Genomic DNA, 16,407 nt, shown 5'->3' with positions numbered 1-16,407 from the left:
TTCCTCAGGCGATCACGCCAAGTTTTTTACCGATACGGATGAAAGCGTCAACGGCCTGTTCGATCTGTTCAGTCGTATGGGCGGCTGACATTTGGGTGCGGATCCGCGCCTGCCCCTGAGGCACAACCGGGTAGAAGAACCCGGTCACGTAAATCCCTTCCTGCTGAAGTTGGGCAGCAAAATCCTGCGCCAGCCGTGCCTCGCCCAGCATCACCGGAATGATGGCGTGATCGGCACCTGCCAGGGTAAACCCCGCCGCCGTCATTTTTTTGCGGAACAGTTTGGAATTGGAGAGCAGCTTCTCGCGCAGCTCACTGCCGGCTTCGAGCATGGATAACACTTTTATCGAGGCAGCAACGATCGAAGGGGCCAGCGAATTCGAGAACAGATAAGGTCGCGAGCGCTGGCGCAGCCAGTCGATGACCTCCTGTCGTGCGGCGGTATATCCACCCGATGCCCCACCCAGCGCTTTGCCGAGCGTACCGGTGATAATATCAACGCGGCCCATCACATCGCAGTATTCATGCGTTCCGCGCCCTTCTGCACCGACAAAACCGACCGCATGGGAATCATCGACCATCACCAGCGCATCAAAACGCTCCGCCAGATCGCACACGCCTTTCAGGTTGGCGATCACCCCATCCATCGAAAATACACCGTCGGTCGCGACCAGAATATGGCGCGCACCGTCGTCTTTTGCCTGCTGTAAACGGGCTTCCAGCTCGGCCATATTGTTGTTGGCGTAACGATAGCGTTTCGCTTTGCATAACCGTACACCGTCAATAATGGAGGCATGGTTGAGTGCGTCCGAAATAATCGCGTCTTCTTCTCCCAGGAGGGTTTCGAACAGGCCGCCGTTTGCATCGAAACAGGAGGAATAGAGAATGGCATCGTCCATACCCAGAAAATCTGCCAGACGATGTTCGAGCTCTTTATGGGTATCTTGTGTGCCGCAAATAAAACGCACCGAAGCCATGCCGAAACCGTGGCTGTCAAGACCGGCCTTGGCGGCCCGGATTAATTCAGGATGGTTCGCCAGCCCGAGATAGTTATTGGCGCAAAAATTAATGACCGGCTTTCCACCCGCGACCGAAACTTCGGGCTGCTGCGGAGTGGTCAGAATACGCTCTTCTTTAAACAGCCCTTCAACCCGCGCCTGATCGAGCTGATCTTCCAACTGGCGATAAAACGAAACAGACATACAGTATTCTCCTGAAATGACTCATTCACGGAATACATTACTAATCTGCATATGAAATAACGATGAAAACGCTCACAAAATCTTCATTTTGCAGCATACTTCACGCCTTACGCTCTGAAACATAAGAATGCGTGATATCGGACACCTTCCCAATGTGAGCTTGATAATGAAGTGTTATGATATTGCCAACTGTATAAATCACGCATGGTGCGTGATTTTAAAATGATTAAAGGTGAGTCCCATGATAATCGTCACTGGCGGCGCTGGTTTTATCGGCAGCAATATTATTAAATCGCTCAATGATATGGGATACCGCGATATTTTAGTGGTCGATAACCTGAAAGACGGTACCAAGTTCGTCAATCTGGTTGATCTGGATATTGCGGATTACTGCGACAAAGAAGATTTCATTGCCAGCATCGTCGCGGGTGATGATCTGGGTGATATCGACGCGATCTTCCATGAAGGCGCCTGCTCTTCCACCACCGAGTGGGACGGCAAATACATGATGGATAACAACTATCAGTATTCGAAAGATATCCTGCACTTCTGTCTGGACCGGAGCATTCCCTTCCTTTATGCCTCTTCCGCCGCCACTTACGGCAGCCAGAGCACCAGCTTTGTGGAAGAGCGTCAGTACGAGCAACCGCTGAACGTTTACGGCTACTCCAAATTCCTGTTTGACCAGTATGTTCGCGAAATTCTGCCGCATGCTGAATCGCAAATCTGTGGTTTCCGTTACTTCAACGTGTATGGCCCGCGTGAAGGCCATAAAGGCAGCATGGCCAGCGTTGCGTTCCATCTGAACAACCAAATCAACGCCGGTGAGAATCCAAAATTATTCTCCGGCAGCGAAGGCTTCAAACGCGATTTCATCTATGTCGGTGACGTGGCCGCAGTAAACCTGTGGTTCTGGCAGAACGGCGTATCCGGTATTTTCAACTGCGGGACTGGCCGTTCAGAATCTTTCCAGGCCGTGGCAGATGCCGTGGTGGCTTACCACAAGTCGGGCGATATCGAATACATTCCGTTCCCGGAAAAACTGAAAGGTCGTTATCAGTCCTTCACTCAGGCTGATATGACGGCTCTGCGTAAAGCAGGCTACGACAAACCGTTTAAAACGGTTGCCGAAGGTGTGACGGAATACATGAGCTGGCTCAACCGCACAGTCTAAGAACCGCACATTGAGGAATGGATTAACGGTATGAAAATACTGGTAATTGGGCCGTCATGGGTCGGTGACATGATGATGTCACAAAGTCTTTACCGCACCCTGAAACTGGCGCACCCGGATGCACAAATTGACGTGATGGCGCCTGCATGGTGCCGTCCGCTGCTCGACAGGATGCCAGAAGTGAATCGGGCATTGTCGATGCCGTTGGGTCATGGCGCTCTGGAACTGGGTGAGCGCCGCCGTCTGGGCCTTTCTCTGCGCAAAGAACAGTATCAACGCGCATACGTTTTACCCAACTCGTTTAAATCGGCGCTGGTTCCCTTTTTTGCGCGCATTCCTCAACGTACAGGCTGGCGCGGTGAAATGCGCTATGGTCTGCTGAATGACGTGCGCGTTCTGGATAAAGCAGCCTTTCCGCTGATGGTTCAGCGCTATGCCGCGCTGGCTTACGATGCTCCACGCATTAAAACAGCCGCCGATCTTCCGCAGCCCATTTTGTGGCCGAAATTGCAGGTTAGCGAAGCTGAAATCGCCGCCGTCACCGCCTCGTTCAATGTCGATAACGCCCGCCCGCTGATTGGATTCTGTCCAGGCGCGGAGTTTGGCCCGGCAAAACGCTGGCCGCATTATCATTATGCCGCGCTGGCGGAAAAGTTGATCCACGAAGGTAATCAGGTGGTGCTGTTTGGCTCGGCGAAAGACCACCCTGCCGGAGAACAAATCCGCCTTGCTCTGTCTGAGAGTGCGCAGCCTTTCTGCCTCAATCTCGCGGGAAAAACATCTCTGGATCAGGCCGTCGTCATGATTTCTGCCTGTCACGCCGTAGTCAGTAATGACTCCGGTCTGATGCACGTCGCGGCTGCGCTGGATAAACCGCTGGTGGCGCTCTACGGGCCAAGCAGCCCTGATTTCACGCCGCCTCTCAGCCGTCAGGCAAAAGTTATCCGTTTGATCACCGGCTATCATAAAGTCCGTAAAGGCGATGCTGAAGAAGGTTATCACCAGAGCCTGATTGATATTCAACCAGAGCAGGTTTATCAGGAATTAAATCAGTTACTGTGCACAAGGAAGGAGCAGTAATGCGGGTTCTCATCGTCAAAACCTCGTCAATGGGCGACGTATTGCACACGCTTCCTGCGTTAACGGATGCCATGAGGGCTATTCCTGGGATCCGCTTTGACTGGGTCGTGGAAGAGGGATTTGCACAGATCCCTGGCTGGCACCCTGCCGTAGACCGGGTGATCCCGGTCGCCATAAGACGCTGGCGTAAAAACTGGTTCGGTTCTGAAACCCGTCAGCAGCGCTGTGATTTCAAACGTGAAGTGCAGTCTCAGACCTATGACGCCGTGATCGACGCACAGGGCCTGATGAAAAGCGCGGCATTGGTCACCCGTGTCGCTAAAGGCGAAAAACACGGTCAGGACTGTAAAAGTGCCCGTGAACCTTTTGCCAGCTGGTTCTACAACCATCGCCATGAAATCGATAAAAAACAGCATGCGGTAGAACGTACCCGGGAGCTATTTGCAAAAAGTCTGGGCTATGAAAAACCTGCGACTCAGGGTGATTACGCCATTGCAGCACGATTCCTGTCACACCTTCCCGCCGATGCGCACGAGTATTTGGTGTTTCTCCATGCAACAACCCGCGCGGACAAACACTGGCCAGAATCACACTGGCGTAAACTGATTGAACTGCTGAGCGCGCAACACATCCGCATCAAGCTTCCCTGGGGAGCAGAGCACGAATATCAAAGAGCATTACGTCTGGCAGAGGGCTTTCCTGATGTCGAGGTTTTACCAAAACTGAGCCTGGAAAATGTGGCGGAGGTTTTAGCCGGTGCCAAAGCAGTCGTGTCTGTCGATACCGGGTTGAGCCATCTGACGGCTGCACTTGATCGGCCTAATATCACGCTCTACGGACCGACGGATCCGGGATTGATCGGCGGCTACGGGCAGAATCAGTTCATTCTCAAAGCACAGAACAATTCGCTGGAAAACCTGACGGCCGAGCGCGTATTTAAGCAACTGAATGAGATGATCTCCGCGGAAAAGGAAGCGAGCAAAGTATGAGCTACGTGATAATTTTTATCTTGCTGTGGCCATTCAAAATGCTAATGAAACCTTTTCATCGAAGCACTGGCCGCAATCTGGTTATCCAAACCGCCAAGATCGGGGATTTCGTTAATATCACCCCGCTGCTGAAGCATTTAAAAAAATCTGACGTGCTGATCAGTAAAACGGTGTTACCGCTTGCCGCGCACGATACGACGATTGAATCCATTTATCTGATTGAAGATTATAAAAAATCTTTATTCTCCAAGATCCGTCTGGCGTTTCATTTTCTGAATCGCTATGACCGCGTTTTTTTACTCCAGCCAAACAGCGTGAATGCTTTTTATGCCGCCTTCTGCAATGCCAGTTATAAAGCGTTTCTGATTGCCTACACCCGTAAGTGGTACCACGGCATTTTTTATCAGACGGCAGATGTGGTCAGGGTGCACCGAAAAACCGACTTCACTCTGGAAAGCTATCTGAAGCTGGCAGATCCTGTTCTCACCGCTGAAAGTTATAAAAAACATGCCACCTGGCCGCTTTATGTGCCGGAAGAAAACCTTCCTGAACTCGCTATAAAAGAAACGATAAGAATAGGCATCAGCATTTCAGCGGGAAATAAGGCAAAAACTATCCCAACCGACGTCTGGATAAAAATACTCGATTGCCTGAAGGGTCTGCCTTGTCAGTTTTATGTTTTTGGCCCTGAGAACGAACAGCCCTATCTCGACCAGTTGCTGAAAAAACGGAATGACAATAAAAACATCACCAGCCTGATAGGTAAGCTGAAATTGCATGAAGTGCCGTATGCCATTTCGCAGATGGATGTGTATATCGCCTCCGACTCGGGCAATATTTATATTGCCGATGCCGTCGACGTCCCGGTGGTGTGTCTCGCGGGCCCTTGTGATTTGGCCGAGCAACATCCAACCTTTGCTGCATTAATTTTATCGCCGGAAGATGAAAGCCTTTCGCCGGAATCCTTTATATTCTCTGCACCTTACACGTTCAGACACAGTGCGGAACAACTGTTTTCGCTGAGTGATTCACAGCTAAACCAGATACGTTCTTTTGTCGTCAGTAATACAAGTCAGGAACAGCACCATGCCTAATCAGGAATACCTGAGTTATCTTGAGCAGAAAGAAGAGCTCGTTAACAATTTAGGGTTTTCAGACTTGCCGGTTGTCCATATCGCGTTCGGTATTAATAACGCGTATGCGCGCGGCATGGGGATCACTGTGTTTTCAGTTATGGAAAATAATCCTGACTTAGCTTTCCACATCCACGTGTTTGGCAGTCCGCTTGATGAGAAGTCAAAATCATTACTTCTCGAACTGGCCGCAAATCGTCCTTTAGCCATCACCTGCAATGTTTTCAAAGAATCGGCTTTTACCGACTTGCCGCTGATAGGGCGTTACCCACAGGCGATTTATTATCGTTTGTTTATTCCCTATCTGCTTGCTGATGTGACATCAAAATTCATTTATCTCGATGCTGATACATTGTGTGTAGGCAGCTATAAAGAGCTGCATGAAAAAGATATAAGCCGTTACACACTGGCGGCGGTGAACGATACCGAAAGAGCTCGCAATAAACTTTGCCCCCATTTAGGGCTGACCAGCGGGAATTACTTCAACTCTGGATTTTTATATATCAACATCCCGATGTGGATTGAGAAGAAAACGACGGAGAGAATCATTCAGACGCTGGCAATTCATGGCACAGAACTCAGGTTTCCGGATCAGGATGCACTCAATATTGCTCTGGAGCATGAGGTATTACTCCTGCCTAAAAAATATAACCTGGTGTGCGATATCATCCTGAACAAAGTCGGTAAAAAAACACCGGTGCCTGAAGATGCAATCCTGATTCATTACACAGGTAAATGTAAACCATGGCATCGCTGGGGTATGGGCGAATTAGCCAGTCTCTATGATCAGTACTATGCAAAATCGCCATGGCATGACGTTCCACATGATATGCCTGTCTCTTACAAAGAGATGAAGCGTTATGCGCAGGCACTTTGGCATGAACATCAATATGTGAAAAGCTTAAGTTGGATGTTTAAATACATGAACACTAAAATCTTCAGGAAGCACTCTTCATGATCAGGAACTGGCTATCGGCGATTAAGCAGTCATCAGTTGATGATAAGCTTGCTGCTGTGTTCTTCTTATTTACGGCAATATCTGTTTCGTTTTTCATGTATTCCGGTGAAGTGACGCGTAACTTCTTTTATATCATTACTTACATCGCCATCATTTACTTCCTGTACATCACATTTAAAAAAGAAAAGAAAATCCATTTCTATATTTTCGCCTGGGCCGTGTTTATTTTAGGTGTCAGTAAATTACTTTGGGTTGCGTTAACCACCAATGAACAGTATCCGTTAATTGCCTACCATTATCAGATCAGTGGTAAACGCCTGATACTCGCCGCCTTTGTTCTGTACGCCATTGAGCACAATGTGAAAAAGTGGGAAATCTCCACGTTAACGATGCGCACCGGTGTGACCATCATGACGGTGCTTTTCATTATTATCGCCGTTACCCATATCGCGGTTTACCTGAAAACAGGCGACCGGATAAAAATTAACTCTGATGCCTCCACATCAGGAGCCTATACCTTCACCATTTTCTCATTACTGGTCATGTACAGTCTGAAATATTATGCACTTAAGCATTACAGACTACCGTGCCTGATTATTATGACGATGACTTTTGGTGTTCTTGCTGCAACAGAAACACGCTCAGCCATTATGCTGTTCACCTTATTCAGCGCAGTGAGTATTCTTTATGATTTCGCAAAGAGTTCGCATACCTCGAAAATAATTTACGGCTTTGCGATTGGCGGTTTAATTTTAGCTGCGGTGATTTCAGGTCACCCTTATTATAATCGTGTGGTAGAGCGTATCGATAATCTCCAGCACGAAGTGAATTCTTACAGTCAGGGGGATCGTAATACTTCCGTTGGTGCCCGTTTTTCAATGTGGCGTGCCGGCATAGAGGTATTTAAACAGCATCCGCTGGGCCAGTCGGCTGACAGCCGTAACGCGCTGGCGACCCAATATATTGATCAACATGAAGGTGGCAATCCGGAGGCAATCCGTAATTTATCCTTCCACCTACACAATGACATTCTCGACAGCCTTTCCCTGCAGGGGATTTTCGGCGGCATTATCATGGTGATGTTCTTCGCGGTGTTGCTACTTTATCCCTTTAAGCTGGTGCCAAAAGGTTACGAATTTTTACTGCTCTCCGTTCCGGTGATTTTTTTCAGTCAGGGCGATACCCAGTTCTACAACCGTGAATCGCCGTACTTTATTGTACTGGTGTTCGGTTACCTGCTGATGCTGAGAATGTGTGACCGCTCTTCGTCAGTAAAACAGTGATTTTTACGGGGAAGTGAACCACACTGATTCCCCGTTTATTGCCATTCTTATCAGTGGAAATTGTGGAAATGAACCCGACAACGGTGCCCGAAGACATCAGGCTTAGCGCGATCATCCCCTTGTACAATGCAGGAGAGATGTTCAGAAACTTTATGGATTCGCTCGTCGCGCAGACCCTTACCCGCCTGGAAATCATCATTGTGAACGATGGGTCAACGGATGGCTCAGATCTGGTCGCTCAGGAGTACGCGGAAAAATATTCACATATCACAGTGATCAGTCAACCTAACGGAGGGGTTTCCCTCGCACGTAACACCGGGCTCGCTGCCGCCAAAGGCCGCTATGTCACCTTTCCCGACGCAGATGACATTCTTAATCCTGATATGTATCAGACGCTGATCGACATGTGTGAACAGGATGATTTGGACGTCGCGCAGTGTAATGGCGAGCGTTATTTCGTCGGAACGAAAAAAGTAAAACCTATCATTCCTGCCGATCGATTATCCTCGACGCCTGTTTTGGATGGCGCCACCTGGCTGAAAACGGCACTGGCAACCAATCGCTATTTGCATGTGGTTTGGCTCGGTGTATATCGGCTGGCATTGATTAAAAAGCATCAGCTCTATTTTGAACCCGGTTTACATCATCAGGATATTCCCTGGACGACTGAGTTTATGTTTAACGCGCAACGCGTGCGGTACACGCAGACAGTGCTGTATCGTTATTATATTCATGGTCTGTCCATCAGTAATCAGAAACGCACCGGAATGAAAAATGTTGAATATCAGAGACATTATCTGAAGATTGCTAAAATGCTGGATGATCTGAACCGGCGATATAAAGACCGGGTAAAAATCTATGCCGAATTTCCGCGCCAGGTCACACGTGAAGCCTTAACGGTATGCCACTCTGTGCGTCGTGAGCCCGATCCGGCAGCGCAAAAGGCCATGATTGAGGATATTTATACCAGCGGAACGCGCCAGATTATGCTGCGCAATGCGCGTGGAATTAAGCAATGGTGGCAATTATTGTTGTGGCTGAAACGCCTCCACACGCTGCGTAAACGTCTTGCCTGAAATGTTTCAGAAAGGGATGATTCTTTTACGTCTGTAACTCCGTTATAACTCATTCATAAACGAAGTTATTTATCTTTCTATATCAGCCAGATAAATAGCTTCACAGCATCCTGTTCTTCACCTAGAATCAACTCACTATCTTCTAAATCAGATAATAGAATGCCTAACACTGAAGCCAAATATGCAGCGTTCACCCCCAGAAGAATTCTGCTGGTCAAACTCCGTCATCACGGAGATATGGTACTGACAACGCCGGTGATAAACAGGCTTCACCAGCATTATCCTGATGCTGAAATTGACGTGCTTTTGTATAAAGAAACACGGCCTATTCTGAGTGAACATCCTGCCATTTCAACGATTCATGTCATTGACAGAACATGGAAAAAACAAGGTATTCGGCATCAGCTGAAGCAGGAGTTTCTGTTACTTAAAGCGGTACGTTCCCGGCATTATGACCTGGTTATAAACCTCGCCGATCAGTGGCGCAGTTCACTGCTTTCGATGCTTTCAGGCGCGAAGGTCAGGCTGGGATTTGACTATAAAAAACGTCGCTCATTTATCTGGCGTGCCGGTCATACCGATTTAGTGACAACGGAAAACCACGGCAAATTGCATACCGTTGAGCAAAATATGTCGATCCTCACCGCGCTTGGCCTTTCTGTCGAAAATGCCCAAACGTCGATGCATTATTCAGAAAGTGACAAAGCATTTTGCCAGCAGCTGCTGGAAACAAATCAGGTGAGTGGCGAATACATTGTGATTCAGCCAACCTCTCGCTGGATTTTCAAATGCTGGGATGACGACAAATTTGCCAGCGTAATCGACGGTCTGAGTGATACCGGCATGGCTATCGTCATGACGTCCGGCCCCGATAAAAAAGAGCTGCAGATGGTGAGCAAGATCCAGGATCTGACCCATAACCCTCAGGTTATTTCCGTCGCCGGACAGTTATCGCTGACACAACTTGCCGCCATGATTGACGGCGCGAAACTGTTTATTGGGGTGGATTCGGCGCCAATGCATATGGCCGCTGCACTCAATACACCTTGTGTCGCTTTGTTCGGGCCAACGAAAATGCAGCACTGGCGTCCATGGGGCAACCATAACACCACGATTTGGGCGGGCGATTACGCGCCGCTGCCCACCCCTGACTCTATTGATACGAAAACCCAGCAGCGATATCTGCATGCTATCCCGGTCAGCGACGTGCTGGATGCCGCCCGGAGCTATCTGCATGGCTGATTTGAAAACTATCCGGCTGGCGATCGTCAGACAAAAATACCGCCCGGATGGTGGCGCGGAGCGTTTCATCTCCCGCGCACTGGAAGCGCTGGACGATCAAAACATCGAGCTCAATATCATCACCCGCCAGTGGGAAGGCAAACCTAATCCGAAATGGAAAATTCATCTGTGCAATCCGGCCAAACACAGCCGGGTGTCACGGGAGAAAGGCTTTGCAGCGGCCGCGCAAACATGCTGGAAAGCGGCTCAGTTTGATATTGTTCAAAGCCATGAACGTATACCGGGTTGCGATATTTTTCGCGCAGGCGATGGCGCGCACCGCGTCTGGCTTGAACAACGCGCGCGCATTATTTCTCCCGCCCAGCGTCTGCTGACACGCCTCAGTCCGTATCATAGCTATGTGCTCCGCGCCGAAGAAGCGATGTTTCATTCGGCGGAATTGAAAAAAATCATCTGCAATTCAGAGATGGTGAAACGTGACATCATGCGTTGCTACGGCGTTGATGCGTCACGTTTTAGCGTTATTTATAACGCCATTGATGCAGAAAAATTTACGCCTGCGACAGATGAACAACGTCGTGAATCGCGGGCGAAGATGGCGATCCCGGAACAGGCTGTCGCGCTGATTTATGTGGGCTCAGGCTTCGAGCGCAAAGGGCTCAAACCGGCTATTCAGGCCATTGCCTCCAGCGACCGCTATCTCATCGTCGTCGGTCAGGATAAGGCGCAGAAGAAATATGAATCTCTTGCGCGTCAGTTAGGGTGTTTTGAGCGAATTCGGTTTATGGGCGTTCAAAATAATGTGCTGCCCTATTACCACGCGGCCGATGGCATGATCCTGCCAACACTGTATGACCCGTTTCCTAACGTGATCCTTGAAGCGATGGCCTGTGGTCTGCCGGTGATCACCAGCCAGACCTGTGGCGGCGCGGAGTTCATCACCGAAGGGCAAGAGGGTTTTGTTTGCGATGCTTTGGATATCGTAAAACTGGCCGAATTTGTAAAAAGAATCCCTTCCCGCCTGGAAAATTCTCTGATGAGCCATGCGGCAAGAGAACGCATATTGCCTTATTCTCCAAAAAACCTTTCACAACAGCTGGTGGCGCTGTATCACTCGCTGCTTATCTGATGACGTTTACGCAGGCATGATGAGTCGATAGCACTTATCTGATACCATGTGCCTATCTAACCGCCGGGATTATGCTCACTCTATGAAATTGACTTTCCCTAACGCAATGCCTCCTAAAAAATGAATATTTTTTACAATATAATCATATATTTGATTCAGCCATTAATTTGGATCCGTTTACTGTTACGCAGCCGTAAATCACCGGCCTACCGTAAACGTTGGGCTGAACGTTATGGCTTTTGCAAAGGTAAAGTCGTCCCTGGCGGCATCATGCTGCATTCTGTCTCTGTGGGCGAAACCCTCGCTGCGATCCCTTTGGTTCGCGCTTTGCGCCATCGCTATCCTTCATTGCCGATCACCGTCACCACCATGACCCCGACAGGCTCTGAACGCGTTCAGTCCGCCTTTGGCAAAGGTGTGCATCACGTCTATTTACCTTACGATCTGGCAGGATCGGTCAACCGATTCCTCGATGAAGTGAACCCGAAGCTGGTCATCATCATGGAAACCGAATTGTGGCCAAACCTCATCAGCGCGCTGCACCGCCGTAAAATCCCGCTTGTCATTGCCAATGCCCGGCTTTCCGCGCGTTCTGCAAAGGGCTATCAAAAACTCGGCAAATTCATTCGTACTATTTTGCAACGCATCACACTGATTGCTGCGCAAAATCAGGAGGATGGCGAACGCTTTCTCTCGCTGGGGTTGAAACGCAATCAGCTCGCCGTCACCGGCAGCCTGAAATTTGATATTTCAGTCACTCCCGAACTGGCTGCCAAAGCCATCGCACTGCGCAGCCAGTGGGCATCGCGGCGTCAGGTGTGGATTGCCACCAGCACGCATGAAGGTGAAGAAACGCTGCTGCTGGAAGCGCATAAAGAATTACTGAAAAACCATCCGACGCTGCTGTTAATTCTGGTACCGCGCCATCCGGAACGTTTCCCGGTTGCCTGTGAACTCACCCGTAAAGCCGGGCTGACATTCACTCAGCGCAGCACTGGCGAAGTGCCGTCCTCAGGCACGCAGGTGGTGATTGGCGATACCATGGGCGAATTAATGTTGCTGTACGGCATCGCCGACCTGGCCTTTGTCGGCGGCAGCCTGGTGGAGCGCGGCGGGCATAATCCGCTGGAAGCCGCCGCACACGCAATTCCGGTTCTGATGGGGCCGCACACCATAAACTTCAAAGACATTTGCGCCAAACTGGCTCAGGACGATGGCCTGATCACCGTGACGGATACCGCATCGCTGGTGAAAGAGATTTCCACGCTGCTGACGGACGAAGATTATCGACTGTACTACGGGCGTCACGCCGTTGAAGTTCTGCACCAGAACCAGGGTGCGCTGCAACGACTGCTGCATTTACTGGAGCCTTATCTGCCTGTCCGGGGTCATTAATGGCTGACAAAAAGCGCTTATCTGTTGTACTGATTGCACGCAATGAAGCCGGTTTATTGCCGGAATGTCTGGAATCGGTGGCCTGGGCTGATGAGATTGTTCTGCTCGATTCCGGCAGTGAAGATGAAACAGTAGAGGTCGCACGCAGTTTCGGGGCTCTGGTCTTCCGGAACACTGAGTGGCCGGGTTTTGGTAAACAGCGACAGCTGGCACAAAGCCATGCCACCGGCGATTACATTTTGATGATCGATGCTGATGAGCGGGTATCTCCCGAGCTTCGTCAGTCGATTGAAAATGCTCTCAAGGATCCGCAGGAAAACACCGTTTACAGTCTCGGACGCAGCAATTTATTCCTCGGGAAATTTATGCGTCACAGCGGCTGGTATCCGGATCGCGTGAACCGTCTTTATCCGGCACATTTTCGTTATAACGATGATTTAGTTCATGAATCCCTTGAAACTGACGGGGCACGCGTCCTCCCGCTTCAGGGTGATCTGCTGCATCTGACATGCCGCGATTTCTTTGCCTTTCAGCGTAAACAGCTCGGCTATGCGCAAGCATGGGCTACCCAGCGTCATCAGCAAGGACGTCGCTGCAGTTTCTTCTCCGTAATATCCCATACGCTGGGCGCATTCGTGAAAACCTGGATCCTGCGCGCGGGTTTTCTGGATGGAAAGCAGGGTTTGATTCTGGCGGGCGTCAATGCCCAGTATACTTTCAATAAATATGCCGCCTTGTGGGCATTCAGCCAACCTCTGCAGAAGTGAGCCAGCATGACCACTAAAGCAATTTATCCCGGTACTTTTGACCCGATGACTAACGGGCATCTCGATATTGTCACCCGCGCGGCACTGATGTTCGATCACGTGATTCTGGCCATTGCCGCCAGCCCAAGCAAAAAACCCATGTTTACGCTCGATGAACGCGTTGCACTGGCAACCCAGGTCACCTCGCATCTGAATAATGTCGAAGTGATTGGATTCAGCGATTTGATGGCGAATTTTGCCAAAGCACAGGGGGCGAACGTGCTGGTACGTGGATTACGCGCGGTATCAGATTTTGAATATGAGATGCAACTCGCCAATATGAACCGGCACTTACTGCCGACGCTGGAAAGCGTGTTCATGATGCCATCGAAAGAATGGTCGTTTATCTCCTCTTCTCTGGTGAAGGAAGTGGCACGCCACGGTGGCGACATCACGCCTTTCCTGCCGCAAGAGGTCACTCAGGCACTGATGGAAAAAATCAGCGCCTGAAACCGGATCCTACCGCTGACAGCGCGGGCAGAAAAATGTGGTGCGTTGAGCATGCTTTTTACTCTCAATCAGCGTGCCACATACCCGGCAGGGTTCCCCCGCGCGGCCATAGACCTGGAGCTCCTGCGCGAAATACCCCGGTTTTCCATCAGACTGTAAAAAGTCTTTCAGCGTTGTTCCTCCCTGCTCAATTGAACGTAACAGAACAGCTTTGATTGTGCTGACCAGCAACGCCGTTTCTTCCCGTTTCAAAGAGTGCGCGGGTCTGTCCGGTGAGATGCCTGCAACAAAAAGGGATTCGCTGGCATAAATATTCCCGACACCGACCACCAGTTTGTTATCCATCAGCCAGGGCTTGATCGGCGATTTCCTGGTGCGTGACTTTTCAAACAGATAATCAGCGGTGAAATCCTCACTCAGCGGTTCCGGGCCAAGGTGGGCTAAAACGTTACTGCCAGCCAGATCGGCTGACCATAGCCATGCGCCAAAACGACGGGGATCGGTATAACGAAGCACATGGCCGGTATCCATCACCAGATCGACGTGATCGTGTTTGCCCGGCTCAGTCTCTTCCGGCAACACCCGTAAACTGCCAGACATTCCCAGATGAATGATGATCCAGCCCGTGTTGAGCTCAACCAGCAGGTATTTTGCGCGACGTTGAATGCTGAGAACGGGCTGATCGCTTAATGCCAGAATTTCCGCAGAGACGGGCCAGCGTAATCGCGCATTACGCACCACGGCGTGCATAATCGTGTGGCCTTTAAGATAGGGCTCAATCCCCCGGCGGCTGGTTTCAACTTCAGGTAATTCAGGCATATCCTCTCCCGTAACAGAATCGAAATCTGAGTGTGTCGCAGACAACCGTCTCAGGCAAACAAAAGACGCCCGGAACCCGGACCTCAAATTTCAGGCAATAAAAAACCCGGCCGGAGCCGGGTTTTATTAATCCACTAAAATTATTTAATTTTAGCTTCTTTGTAGATCACGTGTTGACGGACAACTGGATCGAATTTCTTCAGTTCCAATTTTTCCGGCTTAGTACGCTTGTTCTTCGTAGTGGTATAGAAGTGACCAGTACCAGCAGAAGAAACCAGCTTGATCTTCTCGCGAACACCTTTAGCCATGATTCAGTTCCTTAATACTTCTCACCGCGGGTACGCAGATCGGCCAAGACCGTCTCAATACCCTTCTTATCAATAACACGCATACCTTTAGCAGATACGCGCAGAGTTACAAAGCGCTTCTCAGCCTCAACCCAAAAACGGTGTGAGTGCAGGTTTGGCAGAAAACGGCGTTTGGTCGCGTTCATTGCGTGGGAACGGTTGTTACCGCTCACCGGGCGCTTGCCAGTAACTTGGCAGACTCGGGACATGTCTATATCTCCAAAAATCAAATCAGCTCGAGCTTCGTATAGGGTATGGCCGCCTCGTCAGGCTTTTAGAGCCCATCTCAGCAAACTCCACTGAGAACCGACTCACTGTCGTCGGGTAAAAACCATTTCATCAGGTATGAAACCTGCTGAGATAGGCTCTTAACGCCAAACCCAAGATTCTCAAAGGTGGCGTAGTATACGCTCTGTAGCGTAAGTGCTCAAGTCCCGAACAGCTAAAGATCCCAAAGGATCTTTAAAAAACGACGCTAAATCCAACCGCGTTCGGCAAAAGACACCGTTTCTCCGTGACCTACAACCAAATGGTCGAGAACACGAATTTCCAGCAGTTGGCACGCACGAATAATTTGTTCAGTCACTTTTCTGTCCATCAGACTGGGTTCAGCCCGACCGGACGGATGATTATGCGCCAGAATTAACGCTGCCGCATTAACCTTCATCGCACCGCGAACAATTTCGCGGGGATACACTTCTACGTGCCCAATAGTACCAGCAAACATCTCCTCATGGCGAATAACCCGATGCTGGTTGTCGAGAAAAAGTACCAGAAAGACCTCTCTTTCACGAAAAACCAGCAAATTCTGCAGATACTCCCGAATAACCGACGGGCTGAGCATGGCATTTTCCGCACTGAGATGACGCAGATAGGCACGGCGGGATAACTCAGACACCGCAACAAGCTGGGCATATTTTGCCACGCCCATGCCTTTAATACGTGACATCGCGTTAAAATCCGCCATCAGTAACTGATGGAGTGAGCCAAACTCATCGAGCAGATTTTTAGCGAGCTCCATCACATGCTGCCCGCGCGATCCGATGCGCAAATAAATCGCCAGCAGTTCCTGATCTGTCAGCCCTTTGGCACCCTGCTCTAATAACTTTTCCCGTGGTTTCACCGTATCCGGCCAGCCGTTGTGCGATTTCGTCATCCTGACTCCTTTTTCGCGGCGATTGTGCCACAGCCCCGACCATCAGGCTTTTCGGCGTCTTCAGCTTGCGAGGCATCGCGCAGAAATCTTATTCAACCTCGTTCGGGTGTCGCCAATAGCTGTCATCATTGTGCGTTATGCTAAAATGTCGCTTCTTCAGGCTTTCAAT

At 49.9% G+C, this 16,407-nt stretch carries 17 protein-coding genes; 12 read left to right on the top strand and 5 right to left on the bottom strand.

Annotation, left to right across the window (positions count from 1 at the left end; genetic code table 11):
- Positions 1 to 4: 4 nt before the first annotated feature.
- Entirely contained in the window at positions 5 to 1,201 is a 1,197-nt protein-coding gene (gene kbl / locus ACO0U8_RS22625; protein WP_217203036.1) for a glycine C-acetyltransferase, read from the bottom strand.
- 241 nt (positions 1,202 to 1,442) lie between these two features.
- On the opposite strand from kbl, the gene rfaD reads away from it, so the two are divergent.
- The 12 genes from rfaD (at position 1,443) to coaD (ending at position 13,916) form a co-directional block, all read left to right on the top strand.
- Entirely contained in the window at positions 1,443 to 2,375 is a 933-nt protein-coding gene (gene rfaD, locus ACO0U8_RS22620) for an ADP-glyceromanno-heptose 6-epimerase (RefSeq protein ID WP_112165143.1), read from the top strand.
- A 30-nt stretch (positions 2,376 to 2,405) separates the two neighbouring features.
- Entirely contained in the window at positions 2,406 to 3,455 is a 1,050-nt protein-coding gene (rfaF, locus tag ACO0U8_RS22615) for an ADP-heptose--LPS heptosyltransferase RfaF (protein WP_217203037.1), read from the top strand.
- Entirely contained in the window at positions 3,455 to 4,444 is a 990-nt protein-coding gene (gene rfaC / locus ACO0U8_RS22610; protein ID WP_183850471.1) for a lipopolysaccharide heptosyltransferase RfaC, read from the top strand. Before rfaF ends, rfaC begins: the two co-directional genes overlap by 1 nt.
- On the top strand, positions 4,441 to 5,538 hold the full coding sequence (locus ACO0U8_RS22605; RefSeq protein WP_217203038.1) for a glycosyltransferase family 9 protein: 1,098 nt from the start codon (positions 4,441 to 4,443) through the stop codon (positions 5,536 to 5,538). Before rfaC ends, ACO0U8_RS22605 begins: the two co-directional genes overlap by 4 nt.
- Positions 5,531 to 6,535 carry a glycosyltransferase family 8 protein gene (locus ACO0U8_RS22600; protein ID WP_056774486.1) on the top strand — a complete coding sequence of 335 codons (1,005 nt, stop codon included), beginning with the start codon at positions 5,531 to 5,533 and terminating at the stop codon, positions 6,533 to 6,535. The genes ACO0U8_RS22605 and ACO0U8_RS22600 overlap by 8 nt, the downstream gene beginning before the upstream one ends.
- Positions 6,532 to 7,818, top strand: a complete 1,287-nt coding sequence (locus ACO0U8_RS22595) for an O-antigen ligase family protein (RefSeq protein WP_217203039.1) — start codon at positions 6,532 to 6,534, stop codon at positions 7,816 to 7,818. Before ACO0U8_RS22600 ends, ACO0U8_RS22595 begins: the two co-directional genes overlap by 4 nt.
- 68 nt (positions 7,819 to 7,886) lie before the next feature.
- Positions 7,887 to 8,894, top strand: coding sequence for a glycosyltransferase (locus ACO0U8_RS22590; RefSeq protein WP_414071797.1), 1,008 nt, complete (start codon positions 7,887 to 7,889; stop codon positions 8,892 to 8,894).
- Between the two features lie 159 nt (positions 8,895 to 9,053).
- Positions 9,054 to 10,136, top strand: coding sequence for a putative lipopolysaccharide heptosyltransferase III (gene rfaQ / locus ACO0U8_RS22585; RefSeq protein ID WP_421671660.1), 1,083 nt, complete (start codon positions 9,054 to 9,056; stop codon positions 10,134 to 10,136).
- Position 10,137: 1 nt separating this feature from the next.
- Positions 10,138 to 11,265 carry a glycosyltransferase family 4 protein gene (locus ACO0U8_RS22580; protein WP_421671668.1) on the top strand — a complete coding sequence of 376 codons (1,128 nt, stop codon included), beginning with the start codon at positions 10,138 to 10,140 and terminating at the stop codon, positions 11,263 to 11,265.
- A 120-nt stretch (positions 11,266 to 11,385) separates the two neighbouring features.
- Complete coding sequence (waaA, locus tag ACO0U8_RS22575) at positions 11,386 to 12,660, top strand: lipid IV(A) 3-deoxy-D-manno-octulosonic acid transferase (protein ID WP_056774466.1); 1,275 nt, start codon at positions 11,386 to 11,388, stop codon at positions 12,658 to 12,660.
- A complete protein-coding gene (locus ACO0U8_RS22570) occupies positions 12,660 to 13,427 on the top strand; it encodes a glycosyltransferase family 2 protein (protein WP_421671659.1) in 768 nt (255 codons plus the stop codon). The genes waaA and ACO0U8_RS22570 overlap by 1 nt, the downstream gene beginning before the upstream one ends.
- 6 nt (positions 13,428 to 13,433) lie before the next feature.
- Complete coding sequence (gene coaD, locus ACO0U8_RS22565; protein WP_122097100.1) at positions 13,434 to 13,916, top strand: pantetheine-phosphate adenylyltransferase; 483 nt, start codon at positions 13,434 to 13,436, stop codon at positions 13,914 to 13,916.
- Positions 13,917 to 13,925: 9 nt separating this feature from the next.
- Here the strand turns inward: coaD and mutM are convergent, their stop codons facing one another.
- The 4 genes from mutM to radC form a co-directional block, all read right to left on the bottom strand.
- Complete coding sequence (gene mutM, locus ACO0U8_RS22560; protein ID WP_421671658.1) at positions 13,926 to 14,735, bottom strand: bifunctional DNA-formamidopyrimidine glycosylase/DNA-(apurinic or apyrimidinic site) lyase; 810 nt, start codon at positions 14,733 to 14,735, stop codon at positions 13,926 to 13,928.
- A 140-nt stretch (positions 14,736 to 14,875) separates the two neighbouring features.
- The gene (rpmG, locus tag ACO0U8_RS22555) at positions 14,876 to 15,043 is read right to left on the bottom strand and encodes a 50S ribosomal protein L33 (protein WP_004392084.1); all 168 of its coding nucleotides are present in this window, start codon (positions 15,041 to 15,043) and stop codon (positions 14,876 to 14,878) included.
- 11 nt (positions 15,044 to 15,054) lie between these two features.
- Entirely contained in the window at positions 15,055 to 15,291 is a 237-nt protein-coding gene (gene rpmB / locus ACO0U8_RS22550; protein ID WP_004953342.1) for a 50S ribosomal protein L28, read from the bottom strand.
- Positions 15,292 to 15,557: 266 nt separating this feature from the next.
- A complete protein-coding gene (gene radC / locus ACO0U8_RS22545; protein ID WP_056774448.1) occupies positions 15,558 to 16,238 on the bottom strand; it encodes a RadC family protein in 681 nt (226 codons plus the stop codon).
- Positions 16,239 to 16,407 lie beyond the last annotated feature (169 nt).

Source organism: Rahnella sp. EDr1-12, from assembly GCF_049206505.1.
Lineage (GTDB): Bacteria > Pseudomonadota > Gammaproteobacteria > Enterobacterales > Enterobacteriaceae > Rahnella > Rahnella rivi.
The sequence above is the reverse complement of the archived record's forward strand: the minus strand, read 5'-3'. Positions and strand labels throughout refer to the sequence as shown.

Coding starts and splice junctions, on each gene's coding strand:
- kbl (WP_217203036.1), bottom strand. CDS start 1,201: ATGTCTGTTTCGTTTTATCGCCAGTTGGAAGATCAGCTCGATCAGGCG.
- rfaD (WP_112165143.1), top strand. CDS start 1,443: ATGATAATCGTCACTGGCGGCGCTGGTTTTATCGGCAGCAATATTATT.
- rfaF (WP_217203037.1), top strand. CDS start 2,406: ATGAAAATACTGGTAATTGGGCCGTCATGGGTCGGTGACATGATGATG.
- rfaC (WP_183850471.1), top strand. CDS start 3,455: ATGCGGGTTCTCATCGTCAAAACCTCGTCAATGGGCGACGTATTGCAC.
- ACO0U8_RS22605 (WP_217203038.1), top strand. CDS start 4,441: ATGAGCTACGTGATAATTTTTATCTTGCTGTGGCCATTCAAAATGCTA.
- ACO0U8_RS22600 (WP_056774486.1), top strand. CDS start 5,531: ATGCCTAATCAGGAATACCTGAGTTATCTTGAGCAGAAAGAAGAGCTC.
- ACO0U8_RS22595 (WP_217203039.1), top strand. CDS start 6,532: ATGATCAGGAACTGGCTATCGGCGATTAAGCAGTCATCAGTTGATGAT.
- ACO0U8_RS22590 (WP_414071797.1), top strand. CDS start 7,887: ATGAACCCGACAACGGTGCCCGAAGACATCAGGCTTAGCGCGATCATC.
- rfaQ (WP_421671660.1), top strand. CDS start 9,054: ATGCCTAACACTGAAGCCAAATATGCAGCGTTCACCCCCAGAAGAATT.
- waaA (WP_056774466.1), top strand. CDS start 11,386: ATGAATATTTTTTACAATATAATCATATATTTGATTCAGCCATTAATT.
- ACO0U8_RS22570 (WP_421671659.1), top strand. CDS start 12,660: ATGGCTGACAAAAAGCGCTTATCTGTTGTACTGATTGCACGCAATGAA.
- coaD (WP_122097100.1), top strand. CDS start 13,434: ATGACCACTAAAGCAATTTATCCCGGTACTTTTGACCCGATGACTAAC.
- mutM (WP_421671658.1), bottom strand. CDS start 14,735: ATGCCTGAATTACCTGAAGTTGAAACCAGCCGCCGGGGGATTGAGCCC.
- rpmG (WP_004392084.1), bottom strand. CDS start 15,043: ATGGCTAAAGGTGTTCGCGAGAAGATCAAGCTGGTTTCTTCTGCTGGT.
- rpmB (WP_004953342.1), bottom strand. CDS start 15,291: ATGTCCCGAGTCTGCCAAGTTACTGGCAAGCGCCCGGTGAGCGGTAAC.
- radC (WP_056774448.1), bottom strand. CDS start 16,238: ATGACGAAATCGCACAACGGCTGGCCGGATACGGTGAAACCACGGGAA.